The sequence below is a fragment of the Acidimicrobiales bacterium genome, assembly GCA_033344915.1.
Lineage (GTDB): Bacteria > Actinomycetota > Acidimicrobiia > Acidimicrobiales > Aldehydirespiratoraceae > JAJRXC01.
In genome coordinates, this window is the sequence record JAWPML010000001.1 from 543,220 (window position 1) to 558,503 (window position 15,284).

At 70.9% G+C, this 15,284-nt stretch carries 15 protein-coding genes; 8 read left to right on the top strand and 7 right to left on the bottom strand.

Translation table 11 applies throughout. The features are described from left to right. Nucleotides 1-2: 2 nt before the first annotated feature. A complete protein-coding gene (locus tag R8F63_02590) occupies nucleotides 3-1,694 on the bottom strand; it encodes a class I adenylate-forming enzyme family protein (GenBank protein MDW3217478.1) in 1,692 nt (563 codons plus the stop codon). A gap of 66 nt (nucleotides 1,695-1,760) precedes the next feature. Here R8F63_02590 and R8F63_02595 point away from each other — a divergent pair, with 66 nt between their 5' ends. Continuing rightward, nucleotides 1,761-2,984, top strand: a complete 1,224-nt coding sequence (locus R8F63_02595; protein ID MDW3217479.1) for an acyl-CoA dehydrogenase family protein — start codon at nucleotides 1,761-1,763, stop codon at nucleotides 2,982-2,984. A 23-nt stretch (nucleotides 2,985-3,007) separates the two neighbouring features. Next, nucleotides 3,008-3,844, top strand: coding sequence for a DUF6159 family protein (locus tag R8F63_02600; protein MDW3217480.1), 837 nt, complete (start codon nucleotides 3,008-3,010; stop codon nucleotides 3,842-3,844). 7 nt (nucleotides 3,845-3,851) lie between these two features. Here R8F63_02600 and R8F63_02605 read toward each other — a convergent pair whose 3' ends face one another. The 4 genes from R8F63_02605 to R8F63_02620 all read right to left on the bottom strand — a co-directional run bounded on the left by R8F63_02605 (nucleotide 3,852) and on the right by R8F63_02620 (nucleotide 6,937). Continuing rightward, nucleotides 3,852-4,034, bottom strand: coding sequence for a Flp family type IVb pilin (locus R8F63_02605; protein MDW3217481.1), 183 nt, complete (start codon nucleotides 4,032-4,034; stop codon nucleotides 3,852-3,854). 105 nt (nucleotides 4,035-4,139) lie between these two features. Next, nucleotides 4,140-5,093: an enoyl-CoA hydratase/isomerase family protein gene (locus tag R8F63_02610; protein ID MDW3217482.1), complete on the bottom strand. Its 954-nt coding sequence runs from the start codon at nucleotides 5,091-5,093 to the stop codon at nucleotides 4,140-4,142. A 1-nt stretch (nucleotide 5,094) separates the two neighbouring features. Further along, nucleotides 5,095-6,603 carry a class I adenylate-forming enzyme family protein gene (locus R8F63_02615; protein MDW3217483.1) on the bottom strand — a complete coding sequence of 503 codons (1,509 nt, stop codon included), beginning with the start codon at nucleotides 6,601-6,603 and terminating at the stop codon, nucleotides 5,095-5,097. A 28-nt stretch (nucleotides 6,604-6,631) separates the two neighbouring features. Continuing rightward, complete coding sequence (locus tag R8F63_02620) at nucleotides 6,632-6,937, bottom strand: hypothetical protein (protein ID MDW3217484.1); 306 nt, start codon at nucleotides 6,935-6,937, stop codon at nucleotides 6,632-6,634. Between the two features lie 129 nt (nucleotides 6,938-7,066). On the opposite strand from R8F63_02620, the gene R8F63_02625 reads away from it, so the two are divergent. The 4 genes from R8F63_02625 to R8F63_02640 are packed head-to-tail and all read left to right on the top strand — an operon-like array spanning nucleotide 7,067 to nucleotide 10,946. After that, the gene (locus R8F63_02625; protein ID MDW3217485.1) at nucleotides 7,067-8,305 is read left to right on the top strand and encodes a CoA transferase; all 1,239 of its coding nucleotides are present in this window, start codon (nucleotides 7,067-7,069) and stop codon (nucleotides 8,303-8,305) included. A 44-nt stretch (nucleotides 8,306-8,349) separates the two neighbouring features. Next, entirely contained in the window at nucleotides 8,350-9,006 is a 657-nt protein-coding gene (locus R8F63_02630) for a TetR family transcriptional regulator (GenBank protein ID MDW3217486.1), read from the top strand. Between the two features lie 55 nt (nucleotides 9,007-9,061). Continuing rightward, nucleotides 9,062-9,424: a DUF5658 family protein gene (locus R8F63_02635; protein ID MDW3217487.1), complete on the top strand. Its 363-nt coding sequence runs from the start codon at nucleotides 9,062-9,064 to the stop codon at nucleotides 9,422-9,424. Between the two features lie 22 nt (nucleotides 9,425-9,446). Continuing rightward, entirely contained in the window at nucleotides 9,447-10,946 is a 1,500-nt protein-coding gene (locus tag R8F63_02640) for a carboxyl transferase domain-containing protein (GenBank protein ID MDW3217488.1), read from the top strand. Here R8F63_02640 and serC read toward each other — a convergent pair whose 3' ends face one another. Further along, nucleotides 10,947-12,068 (bottom strand): phosphoserine transaminase, encoded by a 1,122-nt coding sequence (serC, locus tag R8F63_02645; GenBank protein ID MDW3217489.1) that lies wholly within the window; start codon nucleotides 12,066-12,068, stop codon nucleotides 10,947-10,949. It abuts the gene before it with no gap. Nucleotides 12,069-12,139: 71 nt separating this feature from the next. Between serC and R8F63_02650 the strand changes: the two genes are divergently transcribed. Further along, entirely contained in the window at nucleotides 12,140-13,348 is a 1,209-nt protein-coding gene (locus R8F63_02650; protein ID MDW3217490.1) for a pyridoxal phosphate-dependent aminotransferase, read from the top strand. Between the two features lie 22 nt (nucleotides 13,349-13,370). Here R8F63_02650 and R8F63_02655 read toward each other — a convergent pair whose 3' ends face one another. Further along, the gene (locus R8F63_02655) at nucleotides 13,371-13,499 is read right to left on the bottom strand and encodes a hypothetical protein (GenBank protein ID MDW3217491.1); all 129 of its coding nucleotides are present in this window, start codon (nucleotides 13,497-13,499) and stop codon (nucleotides 13,371-13,373) included. A gap of 58 nt (nucleotides 13,500-13,557) precedes the next feature. On the opposite strand from R8F63_02655, the gene R8F63_02660 reads away from it, so the two are divergent. Further along, nucleotides 13,558-15,261 carry a S9 family peptidase gene (locus R8F63_02660; GenBank protein ID MDW3217492.1) on the top strand — a complete coding sequence of 568 codons (1,704 nt, stop codon included), beginning with the start codon at nucleotides 13,558-13,560 and terminating at the stop codon, nucleotides 15,259-15,261. The last annotated feature ends 23 nt before the right edge of the window (nucleotides 15,262-15,284 follow it).

Sequence of the window (15,284 nt, forward strand, 5' to 3'; positions counted from 1 at the left end):
GGTCAGGGTTCTTCGATGAAGGTGTTCTCGGCTTCGCCGGCGACCACGGCTTTGAGGACCTTGCCGGTGGCGTTGCGGGGGAGGGGCTCGGTCTGGAACTCCCAGTGGGCCGGCACCTTGAAGGTCGCGAGCGTCCGGGCCACCCACTCGCCGAGCTGTCGGGCATCGAGCGTCGCGCCCTCACGGGGCACGACGACGGCCTTGACCTCCTGGCCGAGCTCGCGATGATCGACCCCGATCACGGCGACCTCCATCACGTCCGGATGTTCGTCGATGCGGTTCTCGATCTCCGTCGGATAGATGTTCTCGCCGCCCCGGATGATCAGGTCCTTGCGCCGGCTGGCGAGGAAGAGCATGCCGTCGGCCATGTGGCCGAAGTCGCCGGTTCGCAGCCATCCGCCCGGCCGGATCGTCTCCGCGGTCGCTTCCGGGTTGTCCCAGTAGCCGGGGATGACCATCGGGCCTTTGATGCAGACGTTGCCGATCTCGCCGTCGGGGAGCTCGTTGTCCTCGTCGTCGAGGATCCGGACGTCGGCGGTCGGGATCGGATAGCCGACCGTCTCGGGGTGGGCGCGCAGCACGTCGTCCGAGGCCCCCGTGGCGAGCCCGGCGCACTCGGTCAGCCCGTAGCCGACGCCGACGGCGTGGGTCGCGTGGGGGAGCGCCTCGCGGCAGGCGCGCAGCAGCTCCGGCGACCAGACCGACCCGCCGCCCCCGATCGACTGCACGCTCGACGTGTCGTACTCGTGGAACCGCGGGTGTTCGATGATGCGCCACATCTGGGTCGTCACGCCGCCCCAGGCGGTGAGCCGGTGCTCCTGGGTGAGTCGCAGCACCTTCTCGGGATCGAAGCGGCCGGTGGTCCAGAGGCTGCCCAGGCCGGATGCGACCGCGGTGATCGCCGAGGCGTGGAGTCCGGAGATGTGGAACAGGGGGCTCGCGGCGAGCCGCAACGGCGGGTCCGCCGGGCCGTCGTTGCCGGCCGGGAAGCGGACAGCCTCGCGGGCGCCGAGCATGAAGGCGCACGACACGTAGGCGAGGAAGTTCCGGTGGGTGGTGACGGCGCCCTTCGGGCGACCGGTGGTGCCGGACGTGAAGAGGATGGCCGCCGGATCGTCCTCGGCGATCGGCACCTCGGAGAGGGCGGCGCCGGCGCCGAGCTCGATGAGCTCCCGGACGTCGTCCTCCATCACCACGACGAGAACCCCCGGATCGCCCTCGAGTCGTTCGAGGCGGCGGCGGTCCGCCACCAGCACCTTCGGCGTGGTGAGCTCGAGGCCGTAGCGGATCTCGTCGCCGGTCCACCAGCCGTTCATGGCGACGGCGATCGCGCCCTGCTGCACCGTCGCCCAGAAGGTCTGGATCCACTCGGGCGAGTTGGCGCCGAGCACGGCGATCCGGTCGCCCGGCTCGATCCCGTAGCGCTCCCGCAGCCCCGTACCGAGCGCCGCCGCGGTCGCGATGTTCTCGGCGAACGTCGCCTGGGTGCCGTCGTCGAACAGGTAGTAGCGAGCGTCACCGCCCCCGTGGTTCGCCGAGGCGGCGAGCAATTCGCGGAGGTTGCCCATCCGGTTCTTGACGACCGTCATCTCCACGCCGCCGACCGTCTCGGTCGTGGTCTCGAAGAACCCGCCCTCACCGGTCAGGAAGGCGTTGGCCTCGGGGACGGTCATGGTGGGTGCGGTGGGGCTCATCGGCGCCGAATGTAGCTCGCCGCCCGAATCTGATGCACCGTCAGATCCTGGCTACCCTGCCTCGCCATGGACGTACGGCTCGACCCCGCACTCGAGGATTTCCAGGACGAGGTTCGCACCTGGCTGGAGGAGCATGTCGTCGGCGAGTTCGCGGCCTATCGCGGGAAGGGCCTCACGGGTCACGAGGACATCCCGGTCGAGGTGCAGCTCGCCTGGGAGAAGGAACTCGCCGGCGGGGGCTGGCTGGGCATCGACTTCCCGGAGTCGATCGGCGGTCGCGGTTGCACGCTCGCCGAGCAGGTCGTGTTCTTCAAGACCTATGTCGAAGCGCGTGCGCCGGGCCGGCTTCCCAACGTCGGCGTCACCCTGCTCGGCCCGACCGTGATGGCGTTCGGAGACGAGGAGCAGCAGCGTCGGTTCGTGCCGCCGATCCTGTCCGGCGACGAGATGTGGTGCCAGGGCTACTCCGAACCCGACGCGGGCTCGGACCTCGCGAACGTGAAGACGCGCGCCGAACTCGTCGACGGCCGGTGGGTGATCAACGGGCAGAAGGTGTGGACCTCGCTCGCCACGGTCGCCGACTGGGCGTTCGTCGTGGCCCGCACCGAGAAGGGGAGCGAACGCCACCAGGGTCTGAGCTATCTGCTCGTCCCGATGGATCAGCCCGGGGTGGAGGTCCGCCCGATCGTGCAGATCACCGGCGGCAGTGAGTTCAACGAGACGTTCTTCAGCGACGCGGTGACCGAGGAGTCGCTCGTCGTCGGGGGCGTGGGGAACGGATGGAAGGTGGCGATGGGGACCCTCGCGTTCGAACGCGGCGCGTCGACGCTCGGCCAGCAGGTGTCGTTCCGCCAGGAGTTCGACGACATGGTCGCCATCGCGAAGGCGAACGGACGCTGGGACGACCCGGTGATTCGGGATCAGTTGATGGAGAGCTACATCGAGCTGGAGATCCTCCGCTACAACCAGCTGCGCATGCTCACGGCGCTCACCAGCGACGGCGTGCCCGGCCCGGAGATGTCGATCGGCAAGCTGTTCTGGGCGAGCTGGCATCGGCGGATGGGCGAGCTGCTCGTGTCCGTGAAGGGCCCTGCCGCGATGATCGGCGGGCCCGACGCCCACACCGGCCACGAAATCCCCGGCGACGGCGTCCACCCCGTCTACCCGACCGACCGCGATCAGCGAACGTTCCTCTACAGCCGGGCCCACACCATCTACGGCGGGTCGAACCAGGTACAGCGCAACGTGATCGGCGAACGGGTGTTGGGCCTCCCGCGCGAGCCGCGGTAGCCGGCGAACTAGCATCGCCGCTCATGGGCAGAATCTCGAACACGTTCGAACTCGCGAAGGTCTCCTGGTCGGTGCTGCGCAAGGACCGGGAGCTGCTCTGGATTCCCGTCCTGTCGTTCCTCGCCTCGGTCGTGGTGCTCGCCGCACTGCTCGTTCCCGCGATCGCGTTGATCGACACGAGCTCCACCACGTCGAGCGGTGAGGAGACGACGGTCGACCCGGCGCTCGCCGTCATCGGCATCATCGCGACACTGGCCCTCAGCGTGATCAGCGTGTTCTTCAACGGGGCACTCGTCGCCGGCGCCCACGAACGACTGAGCGGCGGTGACCCCACCGTCAGCTCGGCGATGCGCCGGGCGATGTCGCGGATCGGCGGCCTGGTCCCGTGGGCGCTGCTCACGGCGACCGTCGGCATGATCCTCCGCTCGCTGCGGGAGCGGGCCGGCTTTCTCGGGCGAATCGTGGTCGGGGCGATCGGGTTCGCGTGGGAGCTGGCGTCGTTTCTGACCGTGCCCGCGATCGTGATCGACGAGCAGGGTGCGATCGACGGCCTGAAGACGTCCGGCCGCCTGCTGCGCGAGACCTGGGGCGAGAACATCGCCGCGCGGGTCGGCTTCGGTCTGCTGACGTTCCTGCTGTTGCTCCCGGCCATCGCCGTCGTCGCGATCATGGGGGCCCTCGGTGGCGCCGCGCTGATCCTCGGCATCGTCATCGCCGTGTTCTACGTGGCCCTCGTCATCGTGGTGATGACGGCGCTCAACGCGGTCTTCCAGACGGCGCTCTATCTCTACGCGACGAGTGGCACGGTGCCGTCGGACTTCGCAGGCTCGAATCTGCGCAACACGTTCGGCAGCCGCTGAGCCGCCGTCACTCCAGCATCGACGTGACCTCGGAGAACGACTCCGAGGTCGTTCCACCGAGCGCCGTCACCGCGGCGATGCACACCATCGCGATGAGGGCGAGGAGTAGCGCGTACTCCACGAGACTGGCACCTCGGTCGTCTTCGGCTCGCGTCGCGAGCAGGGTACGAATATGCGTGACTACCCGCATGTTCACTCTTTTCACCGCTGGGATTGGACTCACGACCTAGATCGGCATGCCGACGGCCCGCGTTGATGGGCCGTTCGACTCAGATCCGCCCGGTCCACTTGGGTTTCAGCGGATGCGGTCGACAAGGCCCCAGTCCCGCGCGGTGCCGACGTCGATCTCGTGGCCGGTCAGGAGCCACTCGAGGGTCCTGGCCCGTCCGATCCGCCCGGGAACGCTCACCGTTCCCCCCGCGCCGGGCATGAGGCCCATGCGGGTCTCGGGAAGTCGGAACCGTGCGTCCTCTTCGGCGATCACGGTTCCGCAGAACGCGGCGAGTTCGACCCCGGCGCCCACGCACGCGCCGTGCACGTGCGCCGTCGTGCGATCCGCGACGCGCAGGAGCCATGGCGCGACGTTGGCACTGGAGCGGATCTGGTGCGCCGTGGCCGGGTCCGAGACGGCGCCGAACTCCGCGAGGTCGCCCCCGGCGCAGAAGGCCGGTCCGTCACCCGCCAGCACGATCGGGCCCTCACTCAGGGCCGCCGTCCGCAGAGCCTCGACCAGCTCGGTCCGCATGCGGGCGTCCATCATGTTGCGCAACTTCGATCGCGACAGGGTGATCACGGTCGTGTCGGCTCGGGATTCGACGCTCAGCCGCGGCGAGTCGTCGGTGCGGACGCGGCGGCCGCGGCCGGCGAGCCACGCGGCGAATTCGGGCCCGGCCTGGAGGGTCGCGTAGGCGAGGGACTCCACGAGCAGGCCGTCGGCGGCGTCGGTGGTCGGGCTGCGCCGGAGCACCTGGGTGGTCGTGACGGCGGCGAGGGGGGCAGCCAGCACGCCCTCGAGCACCTCGGCGGGATCGTCCGGCGTGACATCCCACCCCGCGTCGACCGGCGCCCCGGGTGCGACCGCGATCACGGGGAGCGCCGTGAGGGCGGCTGCGATGTCGGCGCCGGCGTCCGAGTCGGACAACTCGACGACGACCGCCGCCACGCCGTGGGCCGCGCCCACTTCCTGATCCAGACTGCCGCCCGCCATCACGGCCCGAGCCTCGTCGGCGGACCAGTGGGCGATGCGCATGTCAGTCGGTCGGGTCGTCGCCGAGATGGGCGAGGTTCTCGCGCAGGACCCGGCGCAGGAGCTTGCCGGTGTCGTTGTAGGGAAGCTCGTCGACGAACACGATGTGGGACGGTACGCGACTCGACCGCAGCCGGTTCCGTACCAGCGTCTGGAGCTCCCCCTCGTCACAGTCGCCGTTGCGGACGACGACGGCCACGACCTTCTCGCCCCATTCGGTGTCCGGCACGCCGACGGCGGCGGCTTCCTTCACCCGTTCGTCGGTGAGCAGGACGTCCTCGATCTCACCCGGGGACATGTTCTCACCGCCCCGGATGATGACGTCGTCGTTGCGCCCTTGGACGAACAGGTAGCCGCCGTCGTCGATGAAGCCCCCGTCGCGGGTGGGGAACCAGCCGTCGTGGACGAGGAGCGAACCCTTCTCCAGATATTCACCGGAGACCTGCTCGCCCCGCACGAAGATCTCCCCGACCTCACCCGGCGGCAACTCGTTGAAGTCGTCGTCGCGAACGGAGACCTCGATGCCGGGGAGCGGCCGCCCCGCGGACCGCAGGCGGGCGCGCTCGCCGGCGTCCTCGCTGTACTGGGCGATCCGGTGGTCGTCCGGTCCGAGGAGGGCGATCGTGGAACTCGTCTCCGTCAGCCCGTAGGCGTTGACGAAGTTGGTGATGGGGAAGAGGTCGAGGGCGCGGCGGATGACCGGCTCGGGCATCTTGCCGCCGCCGTAGGAAAGCGCACGGACCCCGAGGAGCGGTTCGCCGCCCCGTTCGTCGAGCGCCTCGACGATGCGCGACAGCATGGTCGGCACGACCATGGCGTGGGTGACGCCTTCCTGCTCGACGGTGTCGATCCAGTCGTGCGGATCGAACCTCGGCAGTTGGACGATGCGTCGCCCGGCATAGACCGAGGACAGCATCGCCGACACCCCGGCGACGTGATACGGCGGCACGCTGACGATCGTCGCCTCGTCCTCGCCCGCGCCCATGAATTCGACCGAGCCGAGGATGTAGCTGACGAGATGCTTGTGGCGCAGGACCGCGGACTTCGGCGCGCCCGTGGTGCCGCTGGTGAAGAGCAGGACGGCGATCTCGTCCGGATCCATCGACCAGTCACCGGCGGTGGCGGCGGGGGCGCCGCCAGCCCGATCGGCGAGGAATCCGTCACGGGTGACGGCGCTGAGGCCGTGCACGCCGGCGAGACGAGCGGCGCCCGCGTCGTCGCCGATCGCGACGCCCGGAGCACTCCGTTCGGCGAGGGCGCGCAGGTCGTCGTCCGGGAGGCGATAGTTCAGCGGGACGTAGGGCATGCCCGCCCAGGCCGCACCGAACAGGGCCACCGGCACGGCCGGACTGGATTCGTCGCACAACACCACGTTCGTGCCGGGCGCACCCCGGAAGCGGGCGGCGGCTTCGGCGGCCTGGTCGAACAGCTGCTGGTAGGTGAGGCCACCGTCGACCGAGCCGACGGCGACACGGTCACCGAGGCCACTCGCGGCCATCTCGAGCAGCATCATGACGTTCATCGTGGATGACCCCGGTCGGTCAGTCGGACGCCGGGAGCGTCTTCGCCTGCGCGACCGCGAGGGGTGCGCCGCCGAGCGCCATGGACCCGGCGCCCGCCTTGGTGGCGAGCAGTTCCACGGTGCCGTCCTCGTCGCCGTAACGCTTGCCGAGGAGCGTGCCCTCGGCCGCATCGGCGGCCGGTTCGCCGGCGATCTCACCCGTGCCGGAGTCGACCATGGGCGCGCCGCCGCAGGTGAGGTCGGCCTCGCCGGCACCCTTCACCACGATGACTTCCGTGGTGCAGACGGTGCTCTGGAATCGAGCACCGGGCTTGAGTTCGACCATGGGTTCTTCTCCTTGGAAACGCCGGTGATCGGCGGGACGCGCCGCTCCCAGTATGGGGGCCGACCGGGCGACCGCCAACTTCGGCCGGCCGCCCGAACCGGGGCCCGGGGCCGCGCTACCGTCGGCGGAGTGGACGGGCGCGCGGATCTCTCGACCTGGGCGCGGAGCGGCGCGATGTGGCTGACCGGCCGGCCGGACGGTCCTCCGTCGGTCGCGCCGGCACCGCTCGCGTCGGCGATGGAGGCGGCCGCCGCCGATCTGTGCCGGGAGACGGCTCGGTGGGGACGGGCCGTGGAGGTCGACGGCCCCGCACTGCTCGGCGAACGGGCTGCGATCACCGGGATGACCCGCAACGGCGACACGTCGGTCGGGGGTGCGGCCCGGTTCATCGCGGTGGCCGACGGATGGGTCGCCCTCAATCTCCCGCGGCCGGAGGATGTCGCGTCGCTCCCGGCGCTCGTCGGTGCCGCGATCGACCCCGGCGACTGGCCCGCCGTGGCCCGTGGGCTCGCCGCGCTCACGACCGAGGAGGTCGTCGCCCGGGCAGCCCTGCTCGGGCTCGCCGTGGGGGCGCCCGGCCGGCGCCGTACCCGCCCGGCCTCACCGGTCTCGGTGTTGTCCGGCGGCGGTCCCCGCACCCGCACCGATCGCCCGCTCGTGGTCGACCTCGGGTCCCTCTGGGCGGCGCCGCTGGCCGCCCAGTTGCTCGGCGCCGCAGGGGCGCGGGTGGTGAAGGTCGAGGGCCGTCACCGGCCCGATGGCGCGCGTCGTGGCTCCCGCGCCTTCTTCGATCTGCTCAATCACGGCAAGGAGTGCGTGAGCATCGACGTCGAAGCGGCCGAGGAGCGCGGCTTCCTCCGCCGGATCCTGGCGGGTGCGGACCTCGTGATCGAGGGATCCCGCCCGCGGGTCATGGAGCACCTCGGCATCGATCCCGCGGCGCTGGCGGCGGCCGGCACCTCCTGGCTGTCCATCACCGCCCACGGACGCACCGGCGAGGCGGCGAATCGGATCGGGTTCGGCGACGATGCCGCGGTGGAGGGCGGGCTGTTCGTGGCCGGTGATCCGCCCGGTTTCGTGGCCGACGCGGCGGCGGACCCGCTGACGGGCCTCGTCGCGGCCGCCTTCGGCGCGGAGCTCCTCGCGGGCGATCGTTCGGCCGTGGTCGAGGCCCCACTCGCGCGGGCGGCGTCGTGGGCGGCCCGGCCCCCGGTCGAGGCCCCCGTGGTCCGCGCCGGCGATGGCTGGGCGGTGGAGGTCGACGGTCGACTCGTGGAGGTCGCGCCACCCCGGCATCGTCCGATCCCGTCCGCCGCGCCCGCGCTCGGTGCCCACGACGAGGCGCTGCGAGCCGAGTTTCCCGGCTGACCGGCTTCCGGTCGGTGCGCCGACCAGGGGTAACGTCGCCGCTCATGGAGACGACACCCGCTGCCCGCGCCCCGGCCGCTCGCGCCGCGGACGGTCGCGTGCCCGGTCGGCGTGGTCGGGCGACCCGGCAACGGCTCCTCGACGAGACCCGGGCCCTGCTCGGAGACGTGTCGTTCCTCGACCTGAAGGTGGCGGACATCGCCCGCCGGGCGGGGACCTCGCCGGCGACCTTCTACCAGTACTTCTCCGACGTCGACGACGTCGTGCTGCAACTGATCGAGGCCATGGTTGCCCACGGGAGCGATGAGCTCCGCTCGTTGGTGACGGACCCCGTGTGGGAGGGCCCGGAGGCGGCGACCGGCCTCGCCGAGGGGTTCCTCACCTACTTCGACGAGCACGACGCGATGCTGCGGGCGATCGACATCGCGACGGCCGAGGGAGACGAGCGGTTCTTCGCCGCCCGGGTCCAACTGCTCAACGGCGTCTTTCTCTCGCTGCGCGAACTCGCCCGCTCGGCTCAGGCGGACGGACGACTCGCCGACGGTCTCGAGCCGGGCGCGGCGGCCGGGGTGCTGACGACGATGCTCGCCCACGTCAGTGCGCACCGCGCCGGCTTCGAGAGTTGGGGAGTGCAGCGAGAGTCCCTCGCCGGAACCATGGCGACGATCATCGATTGGACCGTTCGCAGCCACGAAGGGTGAGCGAATCACCCACCCCGAGTGGTGCGAGGTCCGTTGCGACACTAGGGTCCGGTCCGTGGCGAGTGGAGTGGAAAGCCTGGAGGGCACATCGGTTGTCGGCGTGGTCACCCGCGTGCGGGCGGTCGTGGACGATCCGCGTTGGGCGCTCTATGTCGGCCTCGTGGTCCTCAACGCCTTCGACCTCGTCACCACGGCGATGGTCCTCGACCGTGGCGGGAGCGAACGCAATCCCTTCGTGCAGCCCTTCGTCGAGAGCCTGTGGCAGGTCGGCATCCTGAAGGGCCTCGTCCTCGTCCTCGTGGCCTTCCTGCTCACCCGCGTCGAGGGCTCGCGGATCGCGTCACTCGCCCTCGCCGGCACGACGGGCTGGTATCTCGCCGTCGTGTCCTGGAACGTCGCCGTTCTCACGATCGTCTGACCAGGCGGTACGCTCCGGCCCGATGACGGACGGTCACGACTGGGGGGAGACGCTCGACGATCTCGAGTCGCGCCAGCGGGTCGCCCGCGCCATGGGTGGGCCCGAGAAGGTCGCCGCCCGCGTCGAAGCCGGCCGCCTCGACGCGAGGGCCCGCATCGACGGGCTGCTCGACGCCGGATCGTTCGCCGAGGTCGGCACGCTCGCGGGCGGTGGTGCGCCGGCGGACGCGCTCGTCGCCGGGGTCGGCGCCATCGACGGCCGCCCGGTCGCCGTCGGCGCGGAGGACTTCACGACGATGGGCGGCTCGATCGGGCCCGCCGCGTCCCGCAAGCGGTGGCGGATCGCCGACATCGCCCGTCGCGAGCGGGTGCCGCTGATCATGCTGCTCGAAGGAGCCGGGCATCGCCCGCCGATGCCCGGCGATCCCGGTGGCGGTGGTCCGGGTGACCTCCAGGCCCAGGGGCGCCTCTCCGGGCTGGTGCCGATGATCTGTGGCGTGATGGGCTCGTCGGCCGGCCACGGCGCCATCACCGCACCCTTGTGCGACTGGGCCGTCATGACCGGAGACGGCGCGATCTTCACCGCCGGCCCGCCGGTCGTGCTGGCCTCGTTGGGCGAAGAGGTCACCAAGCAGGAGCTCGGTGGTCCTGCGGTCGCCGTCGCGAGCGGCGTGGTCCACAACGTCGCGGCCGACGACGCCTCCCTGCTCGCGGACATCCGCACCTATCTCTCGTTCTTCGGATCCTCGGCGTGGGAGCGCCCGCCGTGGGTCGACACCGGCGACCTGGAGCCGCGGCGGGTCGAGGAGATGCTCGAGATCGTCCCCCGCGACGCCAACCAGGCCTACGACATGCGCCACGCCGTGAGCAGCGTCGTCGACGGTGGCGGGTTCTTCCAGATCCAGCCGGACTTCGGACCGTCGATCGTGTGCGCGCTGGCCCGCATCGGGGGTCACGCGGTGGGTGTCGTCGCGAACCAGCCGGCCGTCATCGCCGGTTCGATCGACGTCGACGCCGCCGACAAGGCGGCCCACTTCATCCAGGTGTGCGACAGCTTCCACCTGCCGCTCGTGTTCCTCGCCGACAACCCGGGCGTGCTGGCCGGATCGGCGTCCGAGCGGGCCGGCATCCTGCGGGCCGGGGCCCGGATGTTCACCGCCCAGACCCGGGCCCGCACGGTGAAGCTCCACGTGACCATCCGTAAGGCCTACGGATTCGGGTCGTGCGTCATGGCGATGAACGGCTACGACGAACAGACGCTCTCCTACGGATTCCCCGGCGCGACACTCGGCGCGATGGGCGCGCAGGGAGCGGGCAATGCGGTGGGCGCCGACGACGAGACCCGGGCCGCGCTGCGCCAGGCCGAGTTGGAGTCGAGCTATCGCTCGGCGGCCGGCCTCGGCTTCGACGAACTGATCGATCCGCGCGACCTTCGCACCGTGCTACTGACGGGTCTGGATCTGAGTGCTCGCCGTCGGGCCGGCGCGGCCGAACCGGTCGCCCGGGTCGGGATCACGCCCTAGTCAGAGCGCGCCGATGACGTGGTCGATGCAGTGGGTGAGCGCCTCGACGTCGCTCGGCTCGATCGCCGGGAACAGACCGATGCGAAGCTGGTTGCGGCCGAGCTTGCGGTAGCCGCCGGTGTCGAGGATGCCGTTGCGGCGCAGCACCTCGACGAGGACGTCGGCGTCGATCGTGTCGTCGAAGTCGATGGTGCCCACGACCTTGGAGCGCTGCTCCTCGATCTGCACGAACGGTGACGCCGCGTCGCTCGCCTCCGCCCAGCCGTAGAGGATCTCGGCGGACCGGGCCGAGCGGCCGGCGGACCAGGAGAGACCGCCGTTGTCGTTGAACCAGTTCACCGTGTTGGCGGTGAGGAACACCGTCGCGAGGGCCGGGGTGTTGTAGGTCTGGTCCTTGCGGGAGTTGTCGAGCGCGATCTTCAGGTCGAGCGACGGAGGGACCCAACGGTCCGATGCGGCGATCCGCTCGATGCGGTCGATCGCGGCCGGCGACATCATCGCGATCCACAGGCCGCCGTCGGAGGCCAGCGCCTTCTGCGGGGCGAAGTAGTAGACGTCGGTCGCCGTGGCGTCGAACATCAACCCGCCCGCGGCCGAGGTGGCGTCGAGCATCATCAGCTGGCCGTCGCCCGCGGGCCGCACCGGCTGGACCATGACGCCGGTCGAGGTCTCGTTGTGGGGGTAGCAGTAGGCGTCCACCCCCGAGACGGGGTCGAGGGGCGGATGGGTGCCCGGCTCGGATTCGCTGATCGAGGGTTCGTCGAGATGGGGTGCTGCGGCCACGCCCTTGGCGAACTTGCTGGAGAACTCGCCGAAGCTGAGATGGTGGCTGCGCTGCTCGATGAGGCCGAAGGTGGCGCAGTCCCAGAAGCCCGTGGACCCGCCGTTGCCGAGCACGATCTCGTAGCCGTCCGGCGCCCGCAACAGCTCGGCGAGGCCGTTGCGGAGCTCGGCGACGACCAGCTGGACGGGGAGCTGGCGGTGCGACGTCCCCATGTAGTCGGTGGCGCGGGCGCGGAGGGCGTCGAGCGCCTCCGGACGAACCTTCGTGGGGCCGCTGCAGAAGCGGCCGTCCGCGGGGAGGAGATCGGGCGGGATGGTGATGTCAGGCACGGCGTTCACCCCCGCAATGGTCGCAGGAAATGGGCGAAACCGTCGCGCGTGGTGCTGGTTTCTTCGTAGTCTCGGCCTCCATGAGCACAGAGTCGAACACCGGACGTATCTCCCGCCGCGTGGGTGCCATTGCGCCCTCGGCCACCCTCGCCGTGTCGAACAAGGCGAAGGCGTTGAAGGCGGCCGGTGAGAACGTCATCGGCTTCGGTGCGGGTGAACCGGACTTCGCGACGCCGGCTCACATCGTGGAGGCGGCGGTCGACGCCTGCCGCAACCCGGTGAACCACAAGTACTCGCCCGTCGGCGGACTCCCGGAGCTCAAGGAGGCGCTCGCCGCGAAGACGCAGCGCGACAGCGGTTTCGTGTGCGAGCCGGCCGACATCCTCGTGACCAACGGCGGCAAGCACGCCGTGTACAACACCTTCGAGGCGCTCCTGAACCCGGGTGACGAGGTGCTGCTGCCCACGCCGTACTGGACGACCTACCCCGAGCCCATCGCCCTGGCCGGCGGGGTCACCGTCCCGGTCCTCACCACCGCGCCGAACGGGTTCCGTGCGTCGGTCGATCAGCTGGAGGCGGCCCGCACCGACCGCACCAAGGCCCTCGTCTTCGTCTCACCGTCCAACCCGACCGGCGCCGTCTACCCCCGCGAGGAGATCGAGGCGATCGGCCGCTGGGCGGTCGAGCACGGCATCTGGGTGATCACCGACGAGATCTACGAACACCTCGTCTACGGCGACAACGAGTTCCACTCGCTGCCCGTCGTCGTGCCCGAGATCGCGGACACGTGCGTCGTGCTGAACGGCGTCGCCAAGACCTACGCGATGACAGGGTGGAGGGTCGGCTGGATGATCGGGCCCTCCGACGTGATCAAGGCGGCGCAGAACCTCCAGTCCCACTCCACCAGCAACGTCTGCAATGTCGCCCAGGCCGCCGCGCTCGCCGCGGTGTCGGGCCCGCTCGATGCGGTGCACGAGATGCGGGAGGCGTTCGATCGCCGCCGCCGCACCATGCATTCGCTGCTGAGCGGCATCGACGGGGTGGACTGTCCCGAGCCCCAGGGCGCGTTCTACGCCTACCCGGATTTCTCGGGCGTGCTCGGTCGCACGTTCCAGGGCCACACGCCGCAGACGACACTCGAGCTCGCCGACATCCTCCTGGAGGAGGCGAAGGTCGCGATCGTGCCGGGGGAGGCCTTCGGCGTCGGGGGCGGCGCCCGACTGTCGTTCGCACTCGGCGACGACGACCTCGGCGAAGGGGTCGGACGCATCGTGGAGTTCCTGTCCTGAGCTCCGAACCCACCCTCACGCCCTACGGGGCCTGGTCGTCGCCGATCACGGCGGCGTCGCTCGTCGAGGGCGCGGTCGGCATCAGTGAGGTCCGCACCGACGGCGACGCCGTCTGGTGGGCCGAATCGCGTCCGAGTGAGGGGGGCCGCACGGCGCTGATGCGTACCCCGGCCCCATCGGATCAGCCGGCGCGCGGGCCGGTCATCCCCGTGGAGGTCACGCCGCCGGAGGCCAACGTGCGCACCCTCGTGCACGAGTACGGCGGCGGATCGTGGTGGCTCGGCGACGGCGGGGTCTTCTGGGTGGACCTGGCCGACCAACGCCTGCGGTTCACCGACGACACCGGCACCACGCTCATCACCCCTGATCCGCCGACCCCGCGCGGGCACCGCTACGCCGACGGCGTGGTCACGGCGGACGGACGGTTCAGCATCTGCGTCCGTGAGTGCCACGACGGTGACGGCGAGCCGGTCAACGAGATCGCGGCGGTCGCCAACGACGGGTCCGGGGTGTCGTCCCTCTGGGACAGGGGCGACTTCGTGTCGTCGCCGCGGCTCAGCGCCGACGGGAACCATCTCGCGTTCATCTCGTGGGACCACCCGGAGATGCCGTGGACCCGGACCCGCCTCCACGTGCATGCCTTCGCCGACGGCGAGATCGGTGACGAACTGATCCGGCTCGACGGCGACCGGGCGTTCTGCGAGCCGGACTGGGTCGACGATCAGCTCCACGTGGTCGTCGACGCCGACGGATGGTGGAACCTCCATGCCGTCGATCTCGTCGATGCGTCGCTCACGCCGGTGCTGGCCGGGCCCTTCGAGATCGCCACGCCGCCGTGGGTGTTCGGCATGCAGCGCTGGGCCTGCCTCGACGGCACCATCGTCGCCGTCGCCGCCCTGCCGACCGGCGACGAACTGATCGTGGGCGGTCGCACGATCACCACGGTGGACAGTTCGATCAACTCGCTCCACGCCGGGCGCGCACAACTCGTCTGTGCCGGCGCCGGCTACGACCACGAGACCGAGGTCGTCGCCCTGACGATCACCGACGGCACGCCGACCCGACACGCGGTGAAGCCGGCGCGGGCCCTCCCGTTCGACCGCGGGTTCCTCGTCGAGCCCGAGTTCATCTCGTTCCCGACGGGTGACGGCGGGACCGAGACCGCCCACGGGCTCTACTACCCGCCGGCCAACCCCGATCACCGCGCGCCGGACGGGGAACGGCCGCCGCTGCTCGTGCTCGCCCACGGCGGGCCGACCGCCCAGGCACGCCGCCAGCTCCAGACCGCGATCCTGTTCTGGACATCACGCGGGATCGCGGTCGTCGACGTCGACTATCGCGGATCCACCGGCTACGGCCGCGAGTACCGCCAGGCCCTCGACGGGCGGTGGGGTGTGGCCGACGTGGAGGATTGTGTCGCCGCGGCGCGCCACCTCGCCGACCGCGGCGACGTCGACGCCGACCGGCTGATGATCCGCGGCGGCAGCGCCGGCGGGTTCACGGTCCTGTCCGCTCTCGCGTTCCACGACGTGTTCGCGGTCGGGGCGAGCCGGTACGGCGTGGCCGACCTCGAAGCGCTGGCGACCGAGACCCACAAGTTCGAGGCCCGCTACCTCGACTCGCTCGTGGGGCCCTATCCGGAGGCGAAGGACGTCTACGACGCCCGCTCGCCGATCAACCATGTGGACCGATTCGCCGCGCCGATGATCGTGCTCCAGGGCGACGAGGACGAGGTCGTGCCGCCGAACCAGAGCGAGATGATCGTCGACGCCCTCCGGGCGAAGGGCATCGAGGTGGAGTACCTCCTGTTCGAGGGCGAGCAGCACGGGTTCCGCAAGGCGGAGAACATCGTTGCGGCGCTCGAGGCCGAGCTCGCGTTCTTCGGTCGCATCCTGGGCTTCACCCCGGCGTGACCCGGCCGGGCCGGACGCGGCCC